Annotated in this window: 13 protein-coding genes; 7 read left to right on the plus strand and 6 right to left on the minus strand. The window is 73.6% G+C overall.

Features of this window, described 5'->3' with window-relative positions; translation table 11 throughout:
• Positions 1-14: 14 nt before the first annotated feature.
• A complete protein-coding gene (locus ACIGFK_RS01205) occupies positions 15-665 on the minus strand; it encodes a TetR/AcrR family transcriptional regulator (RefSeq protein ID WP_376657630.1) in 651 nt (216 codons plus the stop codon).
• Between the two features lie 250 nt (positions 666-915).
• Between ACIGFK_RS01205 and ACIGFK_RS01210 the strand changes: the two genes are divergently transcribed.
• The 5 genes from ACIGFK_RS01210 to ACIGFK_RS01230 all read left to right on the plus strand — a co-directional run bounded on the left by ACIGFK_RS01210 (position 916) and on the right by ACIGFK_RS01230 (position 7,928).
• Complete coding sequence (locus ACIGFK_RS01210) at positions 916-2,619, plus strand: ricin-type beta-trefoil lectin domain protein (RefSeq protein ID WP_400050098.1); 1,704 nt, start codon at positions 916-918, stop codon at positions 2,617-2,619.
• Positions 2,620-2,642: 23 nt separating this feature from the next.
• On the plus strand, positions 2,643-4,958 hold the full coding sequence (locus tag ACIGFK_RS01215; protein ID WP_400050099.1) for an alpha-N-acetylglucosaminidase: 2,316 nt from the start codon (positions 2,643-2,645) through the stop codon (positions 4,956-4,958).
• Positions 4,959-5,048: 90 nt separating this feature from the next.
• On the plus strand, positions 5,049-5,252 hold the full coding sequence (locus ACIGFK_RS01220) for a hypothetical protein (RefSeq protein WP_376657633.1): 204 nt from the start codon (positions 5,049-5,051) through the stop codon (positions 5,250-5,252).
• Positions 5,218-6,855: a molybdopterin-dependent oxidoreductase gene (locus ACIGFK_RS01225; protein ID WP_376657634.1), complete on the plus strand. Its 1,638-nt coding sequence runs from the start codon at positions 5,218-5,220 to the stop codon at positions 6,853-6,855. Before ACIGFK_RS01220 ends, ACIGFK_RS01225 begins: the two co-directional genes overlap by 35 nt.
• Positions 6,846-7,928, plus strand: coding sequence for an alpha/beta hydrolase (locus tag ACIGFK_RS01230; protein WP_376657635.1), 1,083 nt, complete (start codon positions 6,846-6,848; stop codon positions 7,926-7,928). Before ACIGFK_RS01225 ends, ACIGFK_RS01230 begins: the two co-directional genes overlap by 10 nt.
• Here the strand turns inward: ACIGFK_RS01230 and ACIGFK_RS01235 are convergent.
• Both ACIGFK_RS01235 and ACIGFK_RS01240 read right to left on the minus strand, forming a co-directional pair.
• Complete coding sequence (locus ACIGFK_RS01235; RefSeq protein ID WP_386463460.1) at positions 7,891-8,505, minus strand: isochorismatase family protein; 615 nt, start codon at positions 8,503-8,505, stop codon at positions 7,891-7,893. The genes ACIGFK_RS01230 and ACIGFK_RS01235 overlap by 38 nt on opposite strands.
• A gap of 95 nt (positions 8,506-8,600) precedes the next feature.
• Positions 8,601-9,584: a GlxA family transcriptional regulator gene (locus ACIGFK_RS01240; RefSeq protein ID WP_386463457.1), complete on the minus strand. Its 984-nt coding sequence runs from the start codon at positions 9,582-9,584 to the stop codon at positions 8,601-8,603.
• Positions 9,585-9,709: 125 nt separating this feature from the next.
• Here ACIGFK_RS01240 and ACIGFK_RS01245 point away from each other — a divergent pair, with 125 nt between their 5' ends.
• Both ACIGFK_RS01245 and ACIGFK_RS01250 read left to right on the plus strand, forming a co-directional pair.
• Complete coding sequence (locus tag ACIGFK_RS01245) at positions 9,710-11,320, plus strand: serine/threonine-protein kinase (protein ID WP_386463454.1); 1,611 nt, start codon at positions 9,710-9,712, stop codon at positions 11,318-11,320.
• A gap of 55 nt (positions 11,321-11,375) precedes the next feature.
• Complete coding sequence (locus ACIGFK_RS01250; RefSeq protein ID WP_400050100.1) at positions 11,376-12,815, plus strand: hypothetical protein; 1,440 nt, start codon at positions 11,376-11,378, stop codon at positions 12,813-12,815.
• 55 nt (positions 12,816-12,870) lie between these two features.
• On the opposite strand, the gene ACIGFK_RS01255 is transcribed toward ACIGFK_RS01250, so the two are convergent.
• The 3 genes from ACIGFK_RS01255 to ACIGFK_RS01265 all read right to left on the minus strand — a co-directional run bounded on the left by ACIGFK_RS01255 (position 12,871) and on the right by ACIGFK_RS01265 (position 16,447).
• On the minus strand, positions 12,871-14,121 hold the full coding sequence (locus ACIGFK_RS01255) for a cytochrome P450 (RefSeq protein ID WP_386463448.1): 1,251 nt from the start codon (positions 14,119-14,121) through the stop codon (positions 12,871-12,873).
• An 84-nt stretch (positions 14,122-14,205) separates the two neighbouring features.
• A complete protein-coding gene (locus ACIGFK_RS01260; protein ID WP_400050101.1) occupies positions 14,206-15,465 on the minus strand; it encodes a putative Ig domain-containing protein in 1,260 nt (419 codons plus the stop codon).
• Between the two features lie 88 nt (positions 15,466-15,553).
• Positions 15,554-16,447, minus strand: a complete 894-nt coding sequence (locus tag ACIGFK_RS01265; protein WP_376657642.1) for a LysR family transcriptional regulator — start codon at positions 16,445-16,447, stop codon at positions 15,554-15,556.
• Positions 16,448-16,795 lie beyond the last annotated feature (348 nt).

Raw genomic sequence — 16,795 nt, forward strand, 5'->3', positions numbered from 1 at the left:
GGTCGGTCTCCCCATCAGACGGTGGGCCGGTCGGGCCGGGCGGCTTCGATCAGCTGGCGCAGGGCGCCGTAGTACACCTCGTGGTCGGTGAGCGGGGGCAGTACGTCGGCCACCGAGCCCGTGAGCACCGGGAATTCGGCCGGGTCGAGCGCGGCCAGGGCGGCCCGCGAGGCGGCGGTGGCGGCGGCCGGGTCGCGGTGGTCCACGAAGGCGGCGCTGCCGAGGGTGAGCAGGTACATGCGGCGGTAGACGGTCATCGCCTCGGCGGGGCCCATCCCTGCGGCCACGCTGTCGGCGAGCGCCGGTTCGACGAGCCGGGCCAGCAGCCGGCGGCCGAGCCAGGGGCGGCCGCCGCGCAGCACGAGGAGCCCGGGGTGGGCGACGAGCAGCCGGTAGAGCGCGCCGAAGCGCTGCTCTGCGGCCGCGGCCCAGTCCGTGCCGGCGGGTACCTCCGGGATCTGCCCGGCGAGGTGCTCGGTGCAGAGGTCGAGGAGTCCGGCCAGGTCGGTGCAGCGGCGCTGGACGGTGGCGTGGGAGACCTCGAGCTGCTCGGCGAGGGCGCGGAAGCTGAGGTGTTCCGGCCCTTGTTCGTCGATGATCCGCAGGGCGGCGACGGCGATGGCCTCGGGTGTCGCGCGGTCCAGGGCGGCTGATCTTCTCGGCATGAGATACAGCGTATCGTACGCCGTATCAGCCGATGTATCAGCCGGTATCGGCCGGTGCATCAGCAGCCGTACCAGCCGCTGCATCCCGCGCCGCTCCAGGGCGGCGAAACCTGCCTGCGCCACCTCCTTCGTGTGACAGCGTTTACGGCCATATTGCTGGTCATCGGGCCGCAATCAGCGACTTGCGTTGACAGCGGGTAGTCGCCTCGCTGCACTGGGCGCACGACTGCCCCCACGTCAAGGAGACTCCGTGCCGCCTCGCCTGCGTGCGACGCTCCCCTGTCTGACCGCGGCCGCCCTGTTCGCCCTCGCGCTCCCGCCCGCCCCCTCGTCGGCCGCGGTGGCCGAGCCGAACGCGACCTCGGACACCCCGCTCGCGCTCACCCCTCCCATGGGCTGGAACAACTGGGCGCACTACATGTGCGACATCGACGAGGCCAGGGTCGTCGCGAACGCCGAGGCACTGGTGACCTCCGGGCTCGCCGCCAAGGGCTACGACACGGTGACCGTCGACGACTGCTGGATGACCAAGAGCCGTGATGCGAACGGCGCCCTGGTCGTCGACGCGCAGAAGTTCCCGCACGGCATGGCCTGGCTCGGCGAACACCTGCACGCCAAGGGCCTGAAGTTCGGCATCTACCAGGACGCCGGCTCTCTGACCTGCGAGAAGTACCCGGGCAGCGGTGCCCCCGCGGGCGGCGGCGCGGACCATTACGCCCAGGACGCCCGGCAGTTCGCCTCCTGGAACGTCGACTACGTGAAGATGGACGGCTGCAACCTCTGGGTGCCGGAGGGCAGGACCAAGGAGCAGGCCTACCGGGACGCCTACAACGCGGTCGCCAAGGCCCTGCGCGCCAGCGGCCGGGACATGGTCCTCTCCGCCTCCGCACCCGCCTACTTCCAGCAGGGCGAATGGGGCGGGTCCGACTGGCACAAGGTGCTCGGCTGGGTCGGCGAGACCGGCCAGCTGTGGCGCGAGGGCCGGGACATCAAGGTCTACAACGCGGCCGCGCCCGCCACCTCCCGGTGGAGCTCGGTGATGGGCAACTACGGCTACAACCGCTGGCTGGGACGGTACGCGGGCCCCGGCAACTGGAACGACCCCGACTTCCTGATCGCCGGCGCCCCCGGCCTCACCGCGGCCGAGAGCCGCAGCCAGGTCGCGCTGTGGGCCATGATGGCGGCCCCGTTCATCCTGTCCTCAGACGTCTCCCGGCTGACTCCCGAGGGCCTCGCCGCCCTGGGCAACACCCGGATGATCGCGCTGGACCAGGACCCGATGGGCCGTCAGGGCGCCGTGGTCTCCTCCAACTCCACCTTCGAGATCCTGGTCCGGCCCCTCGCGAACGGCGACCGGGCGGTTGCCGTCCTCAACCGCTCGGCGGCCACCCGGAACATCAGCGTGCCGCTCGACGAGATCGGGCTGCCCGCGTGTTCGGCCGACGCGCAGGACCTGTGGAGCGGCGAACGCCGCGAGGTCTCCGACACGTTGACCGGGAAGCTGGCCGGACACGACACCGCGGTGTGGCGGCTCACCCCGCACGACCACTGCGCCGAGGCCGTCCCCACCGGGCAGATCGTCGGTGACGGCGCCAAGTGCGCCGACGGGGCGAACACCACGGGCGTCGGCGCGGTCGTGCTGGCCTCCTGCACCGGAGCCCCCGACCAGCGGTGGTTCCTCGGCGAGGACGGGAACGTGCGGCTCGCCGACGAATGCCTGTCCGCGGGCGCGGGCGGCCTGGTGGAGCTGGTCGACTGCGCTCCCCCGCAGGCCCAGCAGCCGACCGGCCAGAGCTGGACGCACCGCCGCGACGGGACCCTCGTGGACGAGGCGAGCGGGATGTGCCTGACGGCCCCGGCCCCGGCGGCGACGCCGGACGCCCCGGCCGAGCGGCTGCGCCTTTCCCCCTGCGGCGACCACCGGGTCGACCAGGCCTGGTCCCTGCCGGTCTGACCCGATCCGAGATGAGGAACCCCATGCCCCGAAGCGGGCGCCGCCGCCTGCCCGGCCCCCGGCCGGTCGCCCTCGCCGCCCTCCCGGCCGCGCTGCTGGCCCTGCTCTGCGCGGCCCCCGCGCCCGGGGCCACCGCTCCGGGGCCGGGCGCCCCGGTACGTGCCGGCGTACAGGACGCCGTACGGGCGGACGCGCGGCCAGGGGAGCCGGGGGCGCGGGCCGTCGACGCCGCCGCGGCCGCGCGGGCCTCCCTGGAGCGGCTGCTGCCGCGCCACGCCGCGCAGTTCACGCTCGTGGCCGACGCGGGCGCGGCGGCCGACACCTTCACGGTCTCCGGCACCGCGGGCGCCGTCACGGTGCGGGGCCGCACCGGAGCCGCCCTGCTCACCGGGGTCGGCTGGTACCTCCAGCACGTCGCGGGGGCCGACATCGGCTGGCCCGGCGACAGCATCGGCATGCTGCCCGCCGAGCTGCCGGCCGTCCCCGCGCCGGTCACCCGCAGCGCGCTGGTGCCGCACCGGTACGCGCTCAACGACACCGACGACGGGTACTCGGGCCCCTACCGCACCTTCGAGGAGCACCGGCGGCAGATCGACCTGCTCGCCCTGCACGGGGTCAACGAGGTGTTCGTGCAGGTCGGTGCGGAGTACGCGTACTACCGGGCGCTCCAGGAATTCGGCTACTCCGCCGAGGAGCTGCGCCGCTGGATCCCCGGGCCCGGCCACCAGAGCTGGTGGCTGCTGCAGAACCTCAGCGGTTTCGGCGGGCCGGTCTCCGACCACCTGCTGCGGGAGCGCGCCGAGCTGGGCGGCCGGCTCGCCGAGCAGCTCCGGTCGCTCGGCATGACCCCGGTGCTGCCCGGCTACTTCGGCACCGTCCCGCCGGAGTTCGCGGCCCGCAACCCGGGCGCGGTCACGGTGGCGCAGGGCGACTGGGCGGGCTTCGACCGCCCCGACTGGCTGGACCCGTCCTCGCCCGCCTTCGGGAAGCTGGCGGCCGCGTACTACTCGGCGCAGCGCGCGGTCTTCGGGGACAGCACGATGTACCGGATGAGCCCCCTCCACGAGGGCGGCCGGACCGGGGACGTGGACGTGAAGGCGGCGGCGGGTGCCATCCAGCGGGCCCTGCACGCCGCCCATCCGGGCGCCCTGTGGGCGGTGCTGGGGTGGCAGGACGACCCGACCGCGGAGCTGCTCGCCGGGGTGGACACCTCAAAGCTGCTGATCCTGGACGGGCTGTCCGACCGGTACAACCGGCTGGACCGCGAGACCCGCTGGGGCGGCGTGCCGTACGCGATGGGCTCCATCTACAACTTCGGCGGGCACACCACGATCGGCGCCAACACCTCCGTGTGGATCGACCGGTTCACCGCCTGGCGGGCGAAGGGCGGCAGTGCGCTCGCCGGGATCGCCTACCTGCCCGAGGCCACCGGCACCAACCCGGCGGCCTTCGACCTCTTCACCGACCTGGCCTGGGAGCCGGGGCCGGTCGACCAGCGCCGCTGGTTCGCCGGGTTCGCGGCCCGGCGCTACGGCCGGCCCGACGCGGAGGCGGCCGCGGCCTGGGAGGAGCTGCGCAAGGGCCCGTACAGCACCTCGTCCGGCCTGTGGTCGGAGTCGCAGGACAGCCTGTTCACGGCCCGGCCGTCGCTGAGCGCTGCGGGGGCGGCGTACTGGAGTCCCAAGTCGATGCGCTATCCGGCCGATTCGGTCCGCAGGGCCCTGGACCACCTGCTCAGGGTGGATCCGGCGCTGCGCGGCTCCAGCGCCTACCGGTACGACCTGGTGGACACGGCCCGGCAGGCCCTCGCCAACCACTCGCGGGTGCTGCTGCCGAAGATCAAGGCGGCCTACGAGGCCAAGGACCTGGCCCGGTTCCGCGAGCTGACCGCCCAGTGGGCGGACGGCGAGCGGAAGCTGGACGCGGTCATCGGCTCCGATCCGAACTTCCTGCTCGGCGACTGGCTCGGCAAGGCCCGGTCCTGGGGCGCCGACGAGGCCGAGCGCGACCGGTACGAGTACGACGCGCGCTCGATCCTCAGCGTGTGGGGCCTGCGCGGGACGAGCGAGGGCGGATTCCTCCACGACTACGCGAACCGCGAATGGAACGGTCTCGTCTCGGAGTTGTACGCCGGGCGGTGGAAGCTCTACTTCGGCTCTCTGGAGGAGGCGCTGGTGCGCGGGGCCGCGCCCCGGGAGATCGACTGGCACGCGTACGAGGAGGAGTGGGCCCGGCGCACCACCCGGCACCCGGCCCGGCCGAGCGGGGACCCGTACCGGCTGGCGGCCGGGATCGCCGCGGCACTGCCCGCGGCGGCGGCCGCACCGGTATCGAACTGACCACTCTCCCGGGGGAATCCCGCTACCCGTCCGGGGTACAGGAGGGCCGGCTCTCCGCCGCCCGGGACGGCCCCGGAAATCATCAGGAGCATGACCGAGACCGCACAGCAGCCGGCGGCTCCGGAGCCGCCCGCCCCCGGCCGATTAGGCCACTGCCCGTGGCCCCACGGGGTGGTGGAGCTGCGCAAGCGCCGGGAGGCGGGCACCTGGCAGCAGGCTTCGGAAGCCCTTCGGGAGGCGACGACACCGGATGGACCGGATGAACGGAACGAACCGCCCGGCGACGGGCCCTAGACCGGGCCGGCAGCCCCTGCTCGGGGCCGTCACGGGCGTGGTGGCGGCCGTCGCGGGGCTGGCCGCGGCCGAGCTGGCCGCGGCGGCGGTCCGGCCCGAGGCCGCCCCGGTCACCGCCGTCGGCGGAGCACTGGTCGACCTCACGCCCGTGGGTCTGCGGGAGTGGGCGATCCGGCTGTTCGGCACCGCCGACAAGGCCGTGCTGGGCATCGGCATCGTCGTGGTCCTGGTGGCGGTGGCGGCCGGGACGGGGATGCTCGCCCTGCGGAGCCTGCCCGCCGGGATCGCGGTCGCCGGCGGTATCGGCGTGCTGGGTGCCGTGGCCGCCCTCAGCCGTCCGGAGTCCTCCTGGAAGGACGCGCTGCCCTCGCTGGTGGGTGCACTGGCCTCGGCCGCCGTGCTGTACCTGCTGGTGACCGCGGCGACCCGGCCCCGGCCGGCCGGGACACCGCCCGCCGGGACCTGGGCGCTGGACCGGCGCGGATTCGGCCGGATCGCCGCGGCGGTCGTGGTGCTCTCGGCCGGGGTCGGATACGCCGGCCGGCGGCTGGGCGCGTACGGCTCGTCGGGGGCGACGGCCTCCCGGGCCGACTTCGTCCTGCCCCGGCCCACGGTGCCGGCGCCGCCGGTCCCGGCCGGTGCGGACCTGCACGTCCCCGGGATCTCCCCCTTCATCACGCCCAACCCGGACTTCTACCGCGTGGACACCGCCCTGGTCGTACCGCGCGTGGACGCGGACGACTGGCGTCTGACCATCCACGGCGACGGGGTCACCCGGCCCCTCACGCTCGGGCTGCAGGAGCTGCTGGCCCGCCCGGTCGTCGAGCACGACATCACCCTCTGCTGCGTCTCCAACGAGGTCGGGGGGCCGTACGCGGGCAACGCCCGCTGGCTCGGCGTCCGCCTGGGCGACCTGCTCCGCGAGGCGGGCGTACGGCCGCCGTCCCAGGGCGGCCCGGCGGACCAGCTGGTGGCCCGCTCGGTGGACGGCATGACCATCGGCACCCCCGTCGAAGCGGTGATGGACGGCCGGGCGGCGCTGCTGGCCGTCGGGATGAACGGCCGGCCGCTGCCGTTCGCCCACGGGTTCCCGGTGCGGATGGTCGTACCGGGGCTGTACGGATACGTCTCGGCCTGCAAGTGGCTGACCGAGCTGCGGCTGACCACCTTCGCCGCGTACGACGCCTACTGGGTGCGCCGGTCCTGGGCGCAGCAGGCCCCGGTCAAGACGCAGTCCCGGATCGACACCCCGCGGCCGGGCTCCCGGCTCGACGCCGGCCGGGTGGCGGTGGGCGGGGTCGCGTGGGCGCAGCACCGCGGGATCCAGCGGGTGGAGGTGCGGGTGGACGGCGGCGCCTGGCAGGAGGCGCGGCTCGGGGCGGCGGACGGCATCGACACCTGGCGCCAGTGGGTGTGGCCGTGGGAGGCGACGCCGGGCCGGCACACCCTGGAGGTCCGGGCGACGGACGGCACGGGCGCCGTCCAGACGGGGGTGCGCACGGGGACCGTGCCCGACGGGGCGACCGGGTGGCACGCGGTGGAGGTGGACGTCGGCGCCCTGCGCACCTCCTACGGCGGCGGGGGGCCCGGGCCGTGGAGCTGACCAGCACCCCGTTCCTCGTCGCGCTGGTCGGCCTGACGGTCCTGGCCGTGCTCGCCGCACTGCTCCTGTGGAACCGGATCCCCGGACCGGGATGGGTGCGCTGGCCCGCCCGGCTGGTGATGATCGGGCTGTGCCAGCTGACCGCCATCTGCGTGGTGGCCACCTGGATCAACGGCAGCTACGGGCTCTACTCCTCCTGGGACGACCTGCTGGGCACCGGCGCCGGGCAGGATCCCGGTTCGATGACCGGCCCGCCGGCCGCCCTGGCCAGGTTCACGCCGGGCGGCGAGGGCACGCGGACCACCTACTTCCGGGGCTCGCACTCGAAGCTGGCCGGGCAGGTCACCGTGTGGACTCCGCCGCAGTACGACGCGCCGGGCGCGGACCGCACCCGTTTCCCGGTGCTGATGCTGCTGCACGGGTACCCGGGCACGCCCCGCACCTGGATCGACCTCGGGAGGATGCCGGGCGCGCTGAACGAACTGGTGGACCTGGGCGTGGCGCACCCGTTCATCCTGGTGATCCCGGAGATCTACCCGGGCGGGGTGAACACGGACTGCAGCAACACCCCGGACCGCAGGATCGCCGACTGGCTGGCGAAGGACGTGCCCGAGCTGGTCGCGCGGAGGTTCCGTACGCTGCCCGCCCCGGGCGGCTGGGGCCTGATGGGCGTCTCGACCGGGGCGTTCTGCGCGGCCAAGCTGCCGCTCCAGTACCCGAAGGCCTTCCGGGCGGGAGCGGCCCTGGACCCGGATCCGCTGACGGGGGACCCGGAGGTGCTGTCCGACCCGGCGCTGCGCGAGCGCAACAGTCCGATGTGGCTGGTCGAGCACGCGAAGAAGGCGGACGTCGGCCTGTTCCTGGCCACCTCCGCCCAGGACAAGGACAGCCCGCCGCGGCAGCTGGCGGACTTCGCCAGGGCCGCGGCGGGCAGCGGGGTCCGCGTCAAGACCCTCGTCCGTCCGGCGGGCGGGCACAACTTCCAGACCTGGAGCGGGATGTACCCGGACGCGCTGGGCTGGCTGAGCACGGAGCTCACCCCGCCGGGACAGGGGCGTGCGGCCGGCCGATGAGGTCCTCGACGGTGGGCACGACGACGCCGAACACGTCGCCGATGGTGACCAGGGCCGCGGTCTGGAGGGTGGCGGCGGGCAGGGCGGTGCCGTCGGGGGCGGCCAGGGACCGGGTGGCGGTGGCCTCGGCGACGACGGTGGGGCGGTAGCCGCGGTTGAAGGCGCCCTGGGCGGTGAAGGCGACGCACATGTGGGTCATGAACCCGGCCAGCACCAGGTCCTGACCGGCCCCCAGTTCGCGGAGGATCTTCTCCAGGTCCGTTCCGTGGAAGGCGTCGGGGACGCTCTTGAGGACGACCGGTTCGCCTTCGGCGGGGGCGACTTCGGGGCTGATCGCGCCGAGTTCGGAGTCGGTGTCGTAGCCCGCGTCGGCCACGTGGACGACCGCGATGCCCGCGGCGCGGGCGGCGGTCAGCAGCCGGGCTCCGGCCGCGAGGGCCTCTTCGGCGCCTTCGAGGGCCATCACGCCGGTGCGGTAGGTGTTCTGGAAGTCGATCAGGACGAGGGTGGTCCCGGCGAGGCGGGGCGGCCGGCTGTCGAGGCCGATCACGTCGCGCAGGGGGGTGGAAACGGGCATGGCGAAGCACTCCTTGCTGAGGGAAGTGAGGGAGGTGAGAGAGGTGAGGGAACCGGGAAGGTGGGGGAAAACGGGAGGACGGACGGCGGAAGGGCTCAGCCGGCGGTGCGGAAGCGGCGGCGGTAGGCCGCCGGGGTGATGCCGATCTGTTTGCGCAGCGCCCGGTGGAGGGTTTCCACCGAGCCGAGTCCGCACGCCGCGGCGACCTCGTCCAGCGGCTGGTCGGTGTGTTCGAGCAGACGGCGGGCCGCCTCCACCCGGGCGGCCTCGACGTAGGCGGCGGGGGTGGTGCCGGTCTCCTGGCGGAACACCCGGGCGAAGTGCCGTTCGCTCAGGCACATCCGCGCCGCGAGGGCCGCCGCGGACAGGTCGTCGTCCAGGTGGTCGGCGATGAACATCCGCAGCTCGTCTATGTCCCGGCGGGAGGCGGCGGGTTGGCTGAGCGGCACCGAGAACTGGCTCTGGCCGCCCTGCCGCTTGAGGTACATCACCAGCTGCCGGGCCACCGCCAGGGCCACCTCCTCCCCCAGGTCTTCGGCGACCAGCGCCAGCGCGAGGTCCATGCACGCGCTGATCCCCGCCCCGGTCCAGATGTTCCCGGAGCGGACGAAGATCGGATCGGGATCCACCGTCACCGCCGGGTGGTCGGCCGCCAACTGGGCGGCAGTCGACCAGTGGGTGGTGGCCGTCCTGCCGTCCAGCAGACCGGCCGCGGCCAGCAGGTGGGCGCCCACGCACACCGACGCCACCCGGCGGGCCAGTGGCGCGGCCGTCTTCAGCCACGCCACCACCTCGGCGTCGATCCGGGCGACCGGGCCGCCGGGGCGCAGGTCCACCGCACCGGGCACGAGGAGCGTGTCCAGTACGCCGTCCACCTCGGCGAACGACAGGTCGGCGACCAGCCGCACCCCCGCCGAGGTGGCCACCACCCCGGGCGCCGGGGCCGCGAGCTGCACCCGGTAGCCCGCCCGGCCGCCGGTCTCCCGGTTGGCCAGCGCGAACACCTCGGCCGGGCCGGTGACATCGAGGAGGTCGACATCGGGGAAGACCGCGATGACGACGCGGCGGATCGTGGACATGCACCCATCGTCACAGCCGTCCCCCCTGGCTGCAATGACGGTGTTCTGTCACATCCGGACACGGCCCTCTACCCTGGTGGCCGCCGAATGATCAAGTGCTGTCGGACGAGGGAACGGGGCGTGCGGTGCCGGAGGGAGAGCATGACGGGGAACTGGTCGGCAGGGTGCTCGGGGGGCGCTACCGGGTGACCGCGGTGCTCGGCCGGGGCGGCATGGGTGTCGTCGGCCGGGCCGTGGACGAGCTGCTGGGCCGCGAGGTCGCCGTCAAACTCCTGCGCTCCTACACGGACGCGTCCGCGCCCGAACTCGCCGACCTGCGCGCCCGGATGCAGCGCGAGGCACAGGCTGCGGCGCGCATCCGGCACGCCGGAGTGGTCACGGTGCACGACGTGACCGAGGAACAGGGCCGGCCCGTCATCGTCATGGAGCTCGTCGAGGGGCCCTCCCTCGACGACCTGCTCGCCCGGCGCGGGCCGCTGGATCCGCGGGAGGCGGCGGCGATCGGCGCGAAGCTGATGGACGCCCTGGACGCGGCCCACCGGGTGGGCGTGCTGCACCGGGACGTCAAACCGGGGAACGTGCTCCTGGAGCAGGACGGGGGCCGGGTGGTCCTCACCGACTTCGGCATAGCCTCGGTGGAAACCGCCGAAGAGGAGGCCCAGACCAAGCTGACCCGCGCGGGCGAGATCGTCGGCTCCCTGGACTACCTGCCGCCGGAGCGCGCCCAGGGCCGCGAACCCGGACCGGCCTCCGACATCTGGGCGCTCGGCATGACCCTGTACGCGGCCGTCGAGGGAACCTCGCCCTTCCGGCGCACCTCGGTCTGGTCCACCCTGTCCGCGATCGTCTCCGACCCGCTGCCCCCGCCGCACCGGGCCGGGCCGCTCACCCCGGTCCTGCAGGCCCTGATGGCGAAGCGGCCGGAGGACCGGCCCACCGCCGAGCAGGCGCGCGCGATGCTGGAACGGGTGGCGGCGGGCATCCCGGCCGGCGCGCACACCGCTGCGCTTGAGGCCCCGGTTTTCGCGGCTCCCATGCCCCCGACTCCCGTGCCGACGGCTCCCGTTCCCCCGGCTCCGGTTCTTCCGTCTCCCGTGCCGCCGCCGGGGTCCTTCGGGCCTCCCGCCGGCACCCGGCCCACGGTCGCGCCGCAGCACGGCGGCGGTCCGGATGCGGTACGGCCTCGGCGCCGCGGCCGTACCGCCGTCGTGGCGGTGGCCTCCGCCGTCGTACTCGCCGGGGGCGGCATCGCGTACGCCGTGACGCACGGGAAGGGCGGCGGGCCCGGACCGCGTGCCGCCCACTCCGGCACGGCCGCCTCCGGCGCGGGCGCGCCGGGCGCCTCCCCGGCTCCCGCCACCCCCGGCAAGCCGGCCGGCGGCCCCACCGCGAAGCCCGGCGCGACGGCGAAGACGGGTACGCCTCCGAAGGCTTCGGTGAGCCCGGCGGCCAAACCGACCACCGTGTCGACGAGTTGTACGGGATGGAGCCACCGCGATCCGGCCCCCGGCAGCTTCGGCTACATGAGCGGCGACTTCCACATCGTGACCGGGCCTTACCAGAACTGCCCCGCCGTGTCGCTCGCCAAGAAGGGCACGAAGCTCGTGTACCAGTGTTTCGTCGTCAACGCGCACGGCAACAAGTGGACTTACGTCCGCGTGCCCGGCTCTAAGGTCGAGGGCTGGATGTCCAACGACAACCTGACCCGGCAGAGCGGCCCTTCGGCACCCTGCTGACCCGCCCGACGTATGCTCTTCGCTTTCTCCCCGCAGAGAAGGCAGAAGAAAAGACATGTCCCCCCATAACACCCGCCGTCGGCACGCCGGTTGGATATCCGCGCTGGCCGCGGCGGCCCTCGTGGTGCCCGTGCTCGGCTCCCCCGCCCAGGCGGCGCCCGGCGATCCGGCGACCGCGTCCTCCTTCGACCTCACGTCCGGCCCCGACCTGAGCGCCCAGGTCGCCGACCTCAAGGCGGCCCTCCCCACACAGGGCGTCCAGGACCTGCTCGACCAGGGCAACCGGGTCGCGAAGACGGGCGCGTCCTGCACCACGGACCCGTTCGGCACGGGCGACGACGGAAAGGCGCTCGCCCCGGCGCGGAAGCTGTGCTGGGACACCGGCGACTCCGTCACGGAGGAGTGGATACCCCAGGGCATCACCGGTGTCTCGGACGCCCAGGCCGACGAGCTGTGGGGCTCCCGCAAGCCCCTGGTCACCGCCTGGTACGACAAGGCGGGCAGCGCCCTGTGCTCCTCGGACCCCGGCACCTGCTACGACAAGGGCGTGCGCCTGTCGTTCCTCGACCCGGAGACCGCGGTGCCCGGCAACCCGGAGGGGCGCCGGTACCGCCACGTCCTGCTGGTGGAGCCGTACTACAACTCGTACGGCAACGCCTCCTACAAGGCGGTCGACATCCACGCCGGGGGCATCGCCTGGTACAAGTACTACCTCTACGTCGCCGACACGATGAACGGCCTGCGCGTCTTCGACATGCGTTCGATCCTGGACCTCAACCACGACCAGGACGCGTCGGTGGACGACACCACGCTCGACGGCCTGAAGAGCAACGTCCGGGACGAGACGAAGATCGGCCGGCAGAGCGGCGTCTACTACAGCCACACCTACCGGTACGTGATGCCCCAGGTGGCCTCGTACAAGTTCGTCAGCGCCCAGGGCAACTCCCCGTCCGAGGCGACCTGTGTGGCGACCGGCGCCCCGAAGGCGTCCTACATCTCGATCGACCGCAGCAACACCGCCGCCCCCTCCCTGATCATGGGCGAGTACTGCAACTCCGACGCCACGCACGTCGAGAAGGGGCGGGTCGGCGCGCTGCCCGTCGACGACGCCACGGGGCTGCTCAAGGCGGCGGGCGGTGTGGTCGCCGCGACGGAGGCCTACCACCTGCCGCGCGACCTCACCCAGGGCGCGGCGCGCTACGACGGCATGTACTACTTCAACCGCAGTTACCTCGCCAACAGCGGCAGCCTGCGCCGGGCCACCGTCTCCGGCGGCCGTCTCGTCGACTACGGCGGCAACATCACCAACGCCGTCGGCCCCGAGGACCTGTCCTTCGAGCACGGGCAGGGCGCGCCGGGCGGCGGCACGCAGTACCTGTGGTCGCTGACCGAGCACCGCATGGACACCGCGGACCCGGCCTGCACGGACACCGGTTCCCCGTGCGGCCGGGTGATCTACGCCCACCGGGTGGCCGACGTCGTGGCCCGGCCGTAGCCGCACCGGGACGCCGGGGCCGCCCGCGGGGCGGCCCCGGTCGCCGTACCGGTCCCTAGCCCCGGGTGAGGCGGACCGGGAGGGACTGGACGTTGTTGCTGATGAAGCTGCGCTGGTGCGGGAGTTCGGCCTCGGCGACCGCGAGGTCGAGGTCGGGGAAGCGGGTGAAGAGCCGCTCCAGCGCGATCGTGGCCTCGAGGCGGGCGAGCGGGGCACCCATGCAGTAGTGGGCTCCGTGGCCGAAGGAGAGGTGGCGGGCCGCCGTGGGGCGGGTGATGTCGAACCGGTCGGCGTCCTGGCCGTGGAAGGCCTCGTCGCGGCCGGCCGCGGTGTATCCGGCGAGCACCGGGGTGCCCTGCGGGATCACCGTGCCGTCGACGGTCAGGTCCCGCGTGGGGTAGCGGAACGGGAACCAGCTGACCGGCCCGTCCCAGCGCAGGGTCTCGTCCACCACGTCCGACCAGGTCGCCTTGCCGTCCAGGACGAGGGCGAGCTGATCGCGGTGGGCGCAGAGGGCGCGGACGGCGTTGGTGACGAGGTTCAGGGTGGTCTCGTGGCCGGCGACCAGCATCAGCCGCATCGTGCCGATGAGTTCGACTTCGCTGAGCCGGTCGCCGTCGCTCTCGCGGACGGCGATCAGGGCGCTGGTGAGGTCGTCACCGGGGTTCTCCCGCCGGGCCGCGGCGATCGTTCCGATGAGTGCGACGAGTTCCTGGAGGGCGGCCATCTTCTCCGCCGGGGTGATGTCGGTCGCGATGATCACCGTGTTGGTGAGGTGGTGCAGGCGGCCCCGGTGCTCGGGGTCCACGCCGAGCAGCTCGCAGATGACGTTCATGGGGAGCGGCAGCGCGAAGTGCGCGTACAGGTCGGCGACCCCGTCGGGGGCCTCGGCCGCGGCCCGGCCGAGGTCGTCGAGGAGCTCGGCGGTCAGCTCCTCGACGCGCGGTCGCAGTTGCTCGACCTGGCGTGCGGTGAAGGCCTTGCCGACCAGGGAGCGGAGCCGGCGGTGGTCGGCGTCGTCGGCCGTGTGCATGCCCTGGGCGTTGGCGAAGACGCGCAGCGGCCAGTCCGCGGGGATGGTGCCGTCGTGCAGGGCGGGGAAGTGCCGGGCGTCCTTGGCCACGTCGGGGTGGGCCAGGAACTCCTTCAGCGCCTCGTGCCCCAGGACGACGGCCCCGGGCACCCCACCGGGGAGAACGACCTCCGCCACTGCGCCCTGCTCGGCGCGCAGCCGGGCGTTGAGCGCGTGCGGGCAGCCGCCGGTGGGGTCGATGACGTGCGGGACCGGTGAAATGTGGGAGGACAAGCCGACTCTCCTGACCTGATGAACGAAACTCGGTCAACAGTGCGGGGTCTTCGGCATGTTGTACAAGTCCGTCCCGGAGGCGATTCAGAACCAGTTGACGGTCAGCGCGAAGGACGTGCCCGCGGTGGCTCCGGTGGAGTCGGTCGCGGTGGCGGTGACGGTGACGGTGCCGATCGCCCAGGGCTTGCCGGTGACGCGGCCGGAACCGGTGTCGAGGGTCAGCCCCCAGGGCAGGCCGTCGACCGCGTACTTGACGGGGGCCCTGCCGCCGGTGGTGGCGAGCTGAATGGTGCAGGCCTGGTTGAACCTGCACGTCTGCGGCCCGGGGTTGGTGAACCGCAGGTCACCCGGGGTGGGGGTCGGCGTGGGCGTCGGGGTCGGGGTGGGTGTGGGAGTCGGGGTGGGTGTGGGCGTCGGGGTCGTGCTGCAGCCCGGGGCGGCCTCCGGCGGGAGCGGGACCCGCCAGATCTGGGTGTCGTTCTCCGAACCGACGAGCAGGTCGGCGCAGTCGGCGTACGTCACCGTCTCTCCCTGCGACTGGGCCGGCAGGGCGACGTCCGCGAGCTTGGCCCCCGCGGTGTCGTACACGGTGGCGACGTTGGCTCCGATCGGGCCTCCGCTGCGCAGGGTGTACGAGGCGCCCGTCGGCGAGAACGCGCCGTCGGTGGCGAAGACCGGGCCGGGCCGGACCGCCGTCAGGGTGTTGACCTGCCCGGTCACCGGCGGCAGGGGGGCCTGGTAGAGCCGGCCCGCGGCCCCCACGGCCTTGCTCGCGATGTGGATCCGGCCGGTGAGGGGGTCGACGAGGAGGGATTCGGCGTCGTGCCGCCCGTCGGGGTAGGCGAAGCGGTACGTCACGGGCGTCACCGTGGCGTCGGCGAGCCGGTCGGGCTCGGGGAAGGAGTGCACGACGATCTCGGCGCGGCCGGCGAAGTTGTCCCCGATGTCGCCCACCAGGATGGCGGGGCCGCCCGTGGCGTCCTTGCCCATCGCCAGCCCCTCCCAGTCGGTGTTGCCGACGCCGGAGACGGTGAAGGTGGCCGCGAGCCGGCCGGTGGCGGTGGTGCAGTCGACGGCGAAGACCTGGTTGGTGTTGCCGCTGTCGTTGACGATGTAGAGGATGCCGGGGTGCTTGCGGCTCACGGCGAGCCCGCTCTGTTCGACCAGGCCGCCGGGCAGGGTGCACTTCTTCTCCGGCGCCGGGGCGCCGGCGGTGGCCGTCGTCGCGGGCGCGGCCGACGCGGACGCGGTGGCGCCGCTCATCCACGCGACGGCGGGCAGGATCGTGGCGAGGGCCGCGGTCGCGAGGGCGGCGGCCCGGTGGGGTGTGAGGAGTGGGGACATGCCCACAATGTGACGGGACATCAGTTGGTGGTACAGACCTGAACGCCTCCCGTTCGAGCATCGTTCAATGCCGTCGCGGCATGCCTTCTCAGCGCACCGGCTCCCGCACGGGCGCCTTCCGCCCCGCGTGCGCGATGAAGGCGCGGGCCGCGCGGCTCAGCGGCCGCCGGGCGTGGGCGATGCCCACCGGGCGCAGCAGGGGCGGGGTGAAGGAGCGGATCTCGGCCCGGTCGCCGAACGCTCTCGACACCACGTCCCGGTACCAGATCAGGGAGCCCCGACCGTCGGTCACGCCTGTCACCCAGCCGAGGCGCTCGTCGACTTCCAGACTGGGCACGGGGCGCACTCCGAGGCAGCTGAACATCGCCTCCATCTCGGTGCGCCGGCCGGTTCCCGGGGTGGGCAGCACCATCGGCAGCCCGTCGAGCATCCGCAGCGGGATCGGATCCGGCAGCCGGGAGCCCATCGGCGAGATCAGCACCACCTCGCGCTCCTGGATGAAGTGGGTGGAGAGCTCCTTGTCGACGGGCAGGTCGACGAGCGCCAGCTCCGAGCGGCCCTGGTTCAACTCCTCGACCAGGGCCTCCCGACTGTCGTGCTGCTGGAGCCGGACGTCGACGGTCGGATGTCGCTCGGTGAAGGCCGCGACCAGGCCGGTGGCCAGGTCCAGGGCCAGGGTGGGGGTGGTGACGACGGTCAGGGCGGCCCGGGCGTCCTTGCCGTGCGGGGTCCCTATGTCGTCGATGGCCTCCACCGCGTTCAGCACGGTGCGGGCCAGCCGGACCACCCGGGCCCCTTCCGGCGTGAGGTCCACCCCCCTGCCCCGGCGGGCGAGGAGTTCGACGCCCAGGTCGCGTTCCATGGCCTGGACGGCCCGGGACAGGGCGGACTGGGCGACGAAGACCGAGGCGGCGGCGCCGGTGATGGACCGGCAGTCGGCGACGGCGACGAGGTAGCGGAGCTGCGCGAGCGTGGGGGTCATGGACGGACGGTAACCGCGTGGGGCTGTACCTGTAAGGGCTCGTCGGGTGAACAACTCCCTTACTGCGGCGCGTCGTTCATACCGGAATCCGCGGATCGCCATACCGGTCCGGCATGCCGGCGCAACGCCGATGACACTGCGGTACGAGGGCACGCGCGGAGGGCCGGACCGATCTCGGTGGACATCGCCGCAGGTCACGCGCTCGGCTCGGCCTCGGCGGGCCTCCGCGCGTGATGGGCGCCGGATCCCGGGCTCGGGCCGCCGGGGCGAAGCACCGTATTCCGCATGCTTGTTGACAGTGCGGGGAGGCCACCGCACGATGCATCGCGGCGTGAGGGTGTTTGACCA

This window comes from Streptomyces sp. NPDC085524, from assembly GCF_044541755.1.
In the GTDB taxonomy this organism is placed as follows: domain Bacteria; phylum Actinomycetota; class Actinomycetes; order Streptomycetales; family Streptomycetaceae; genus Streptomyces.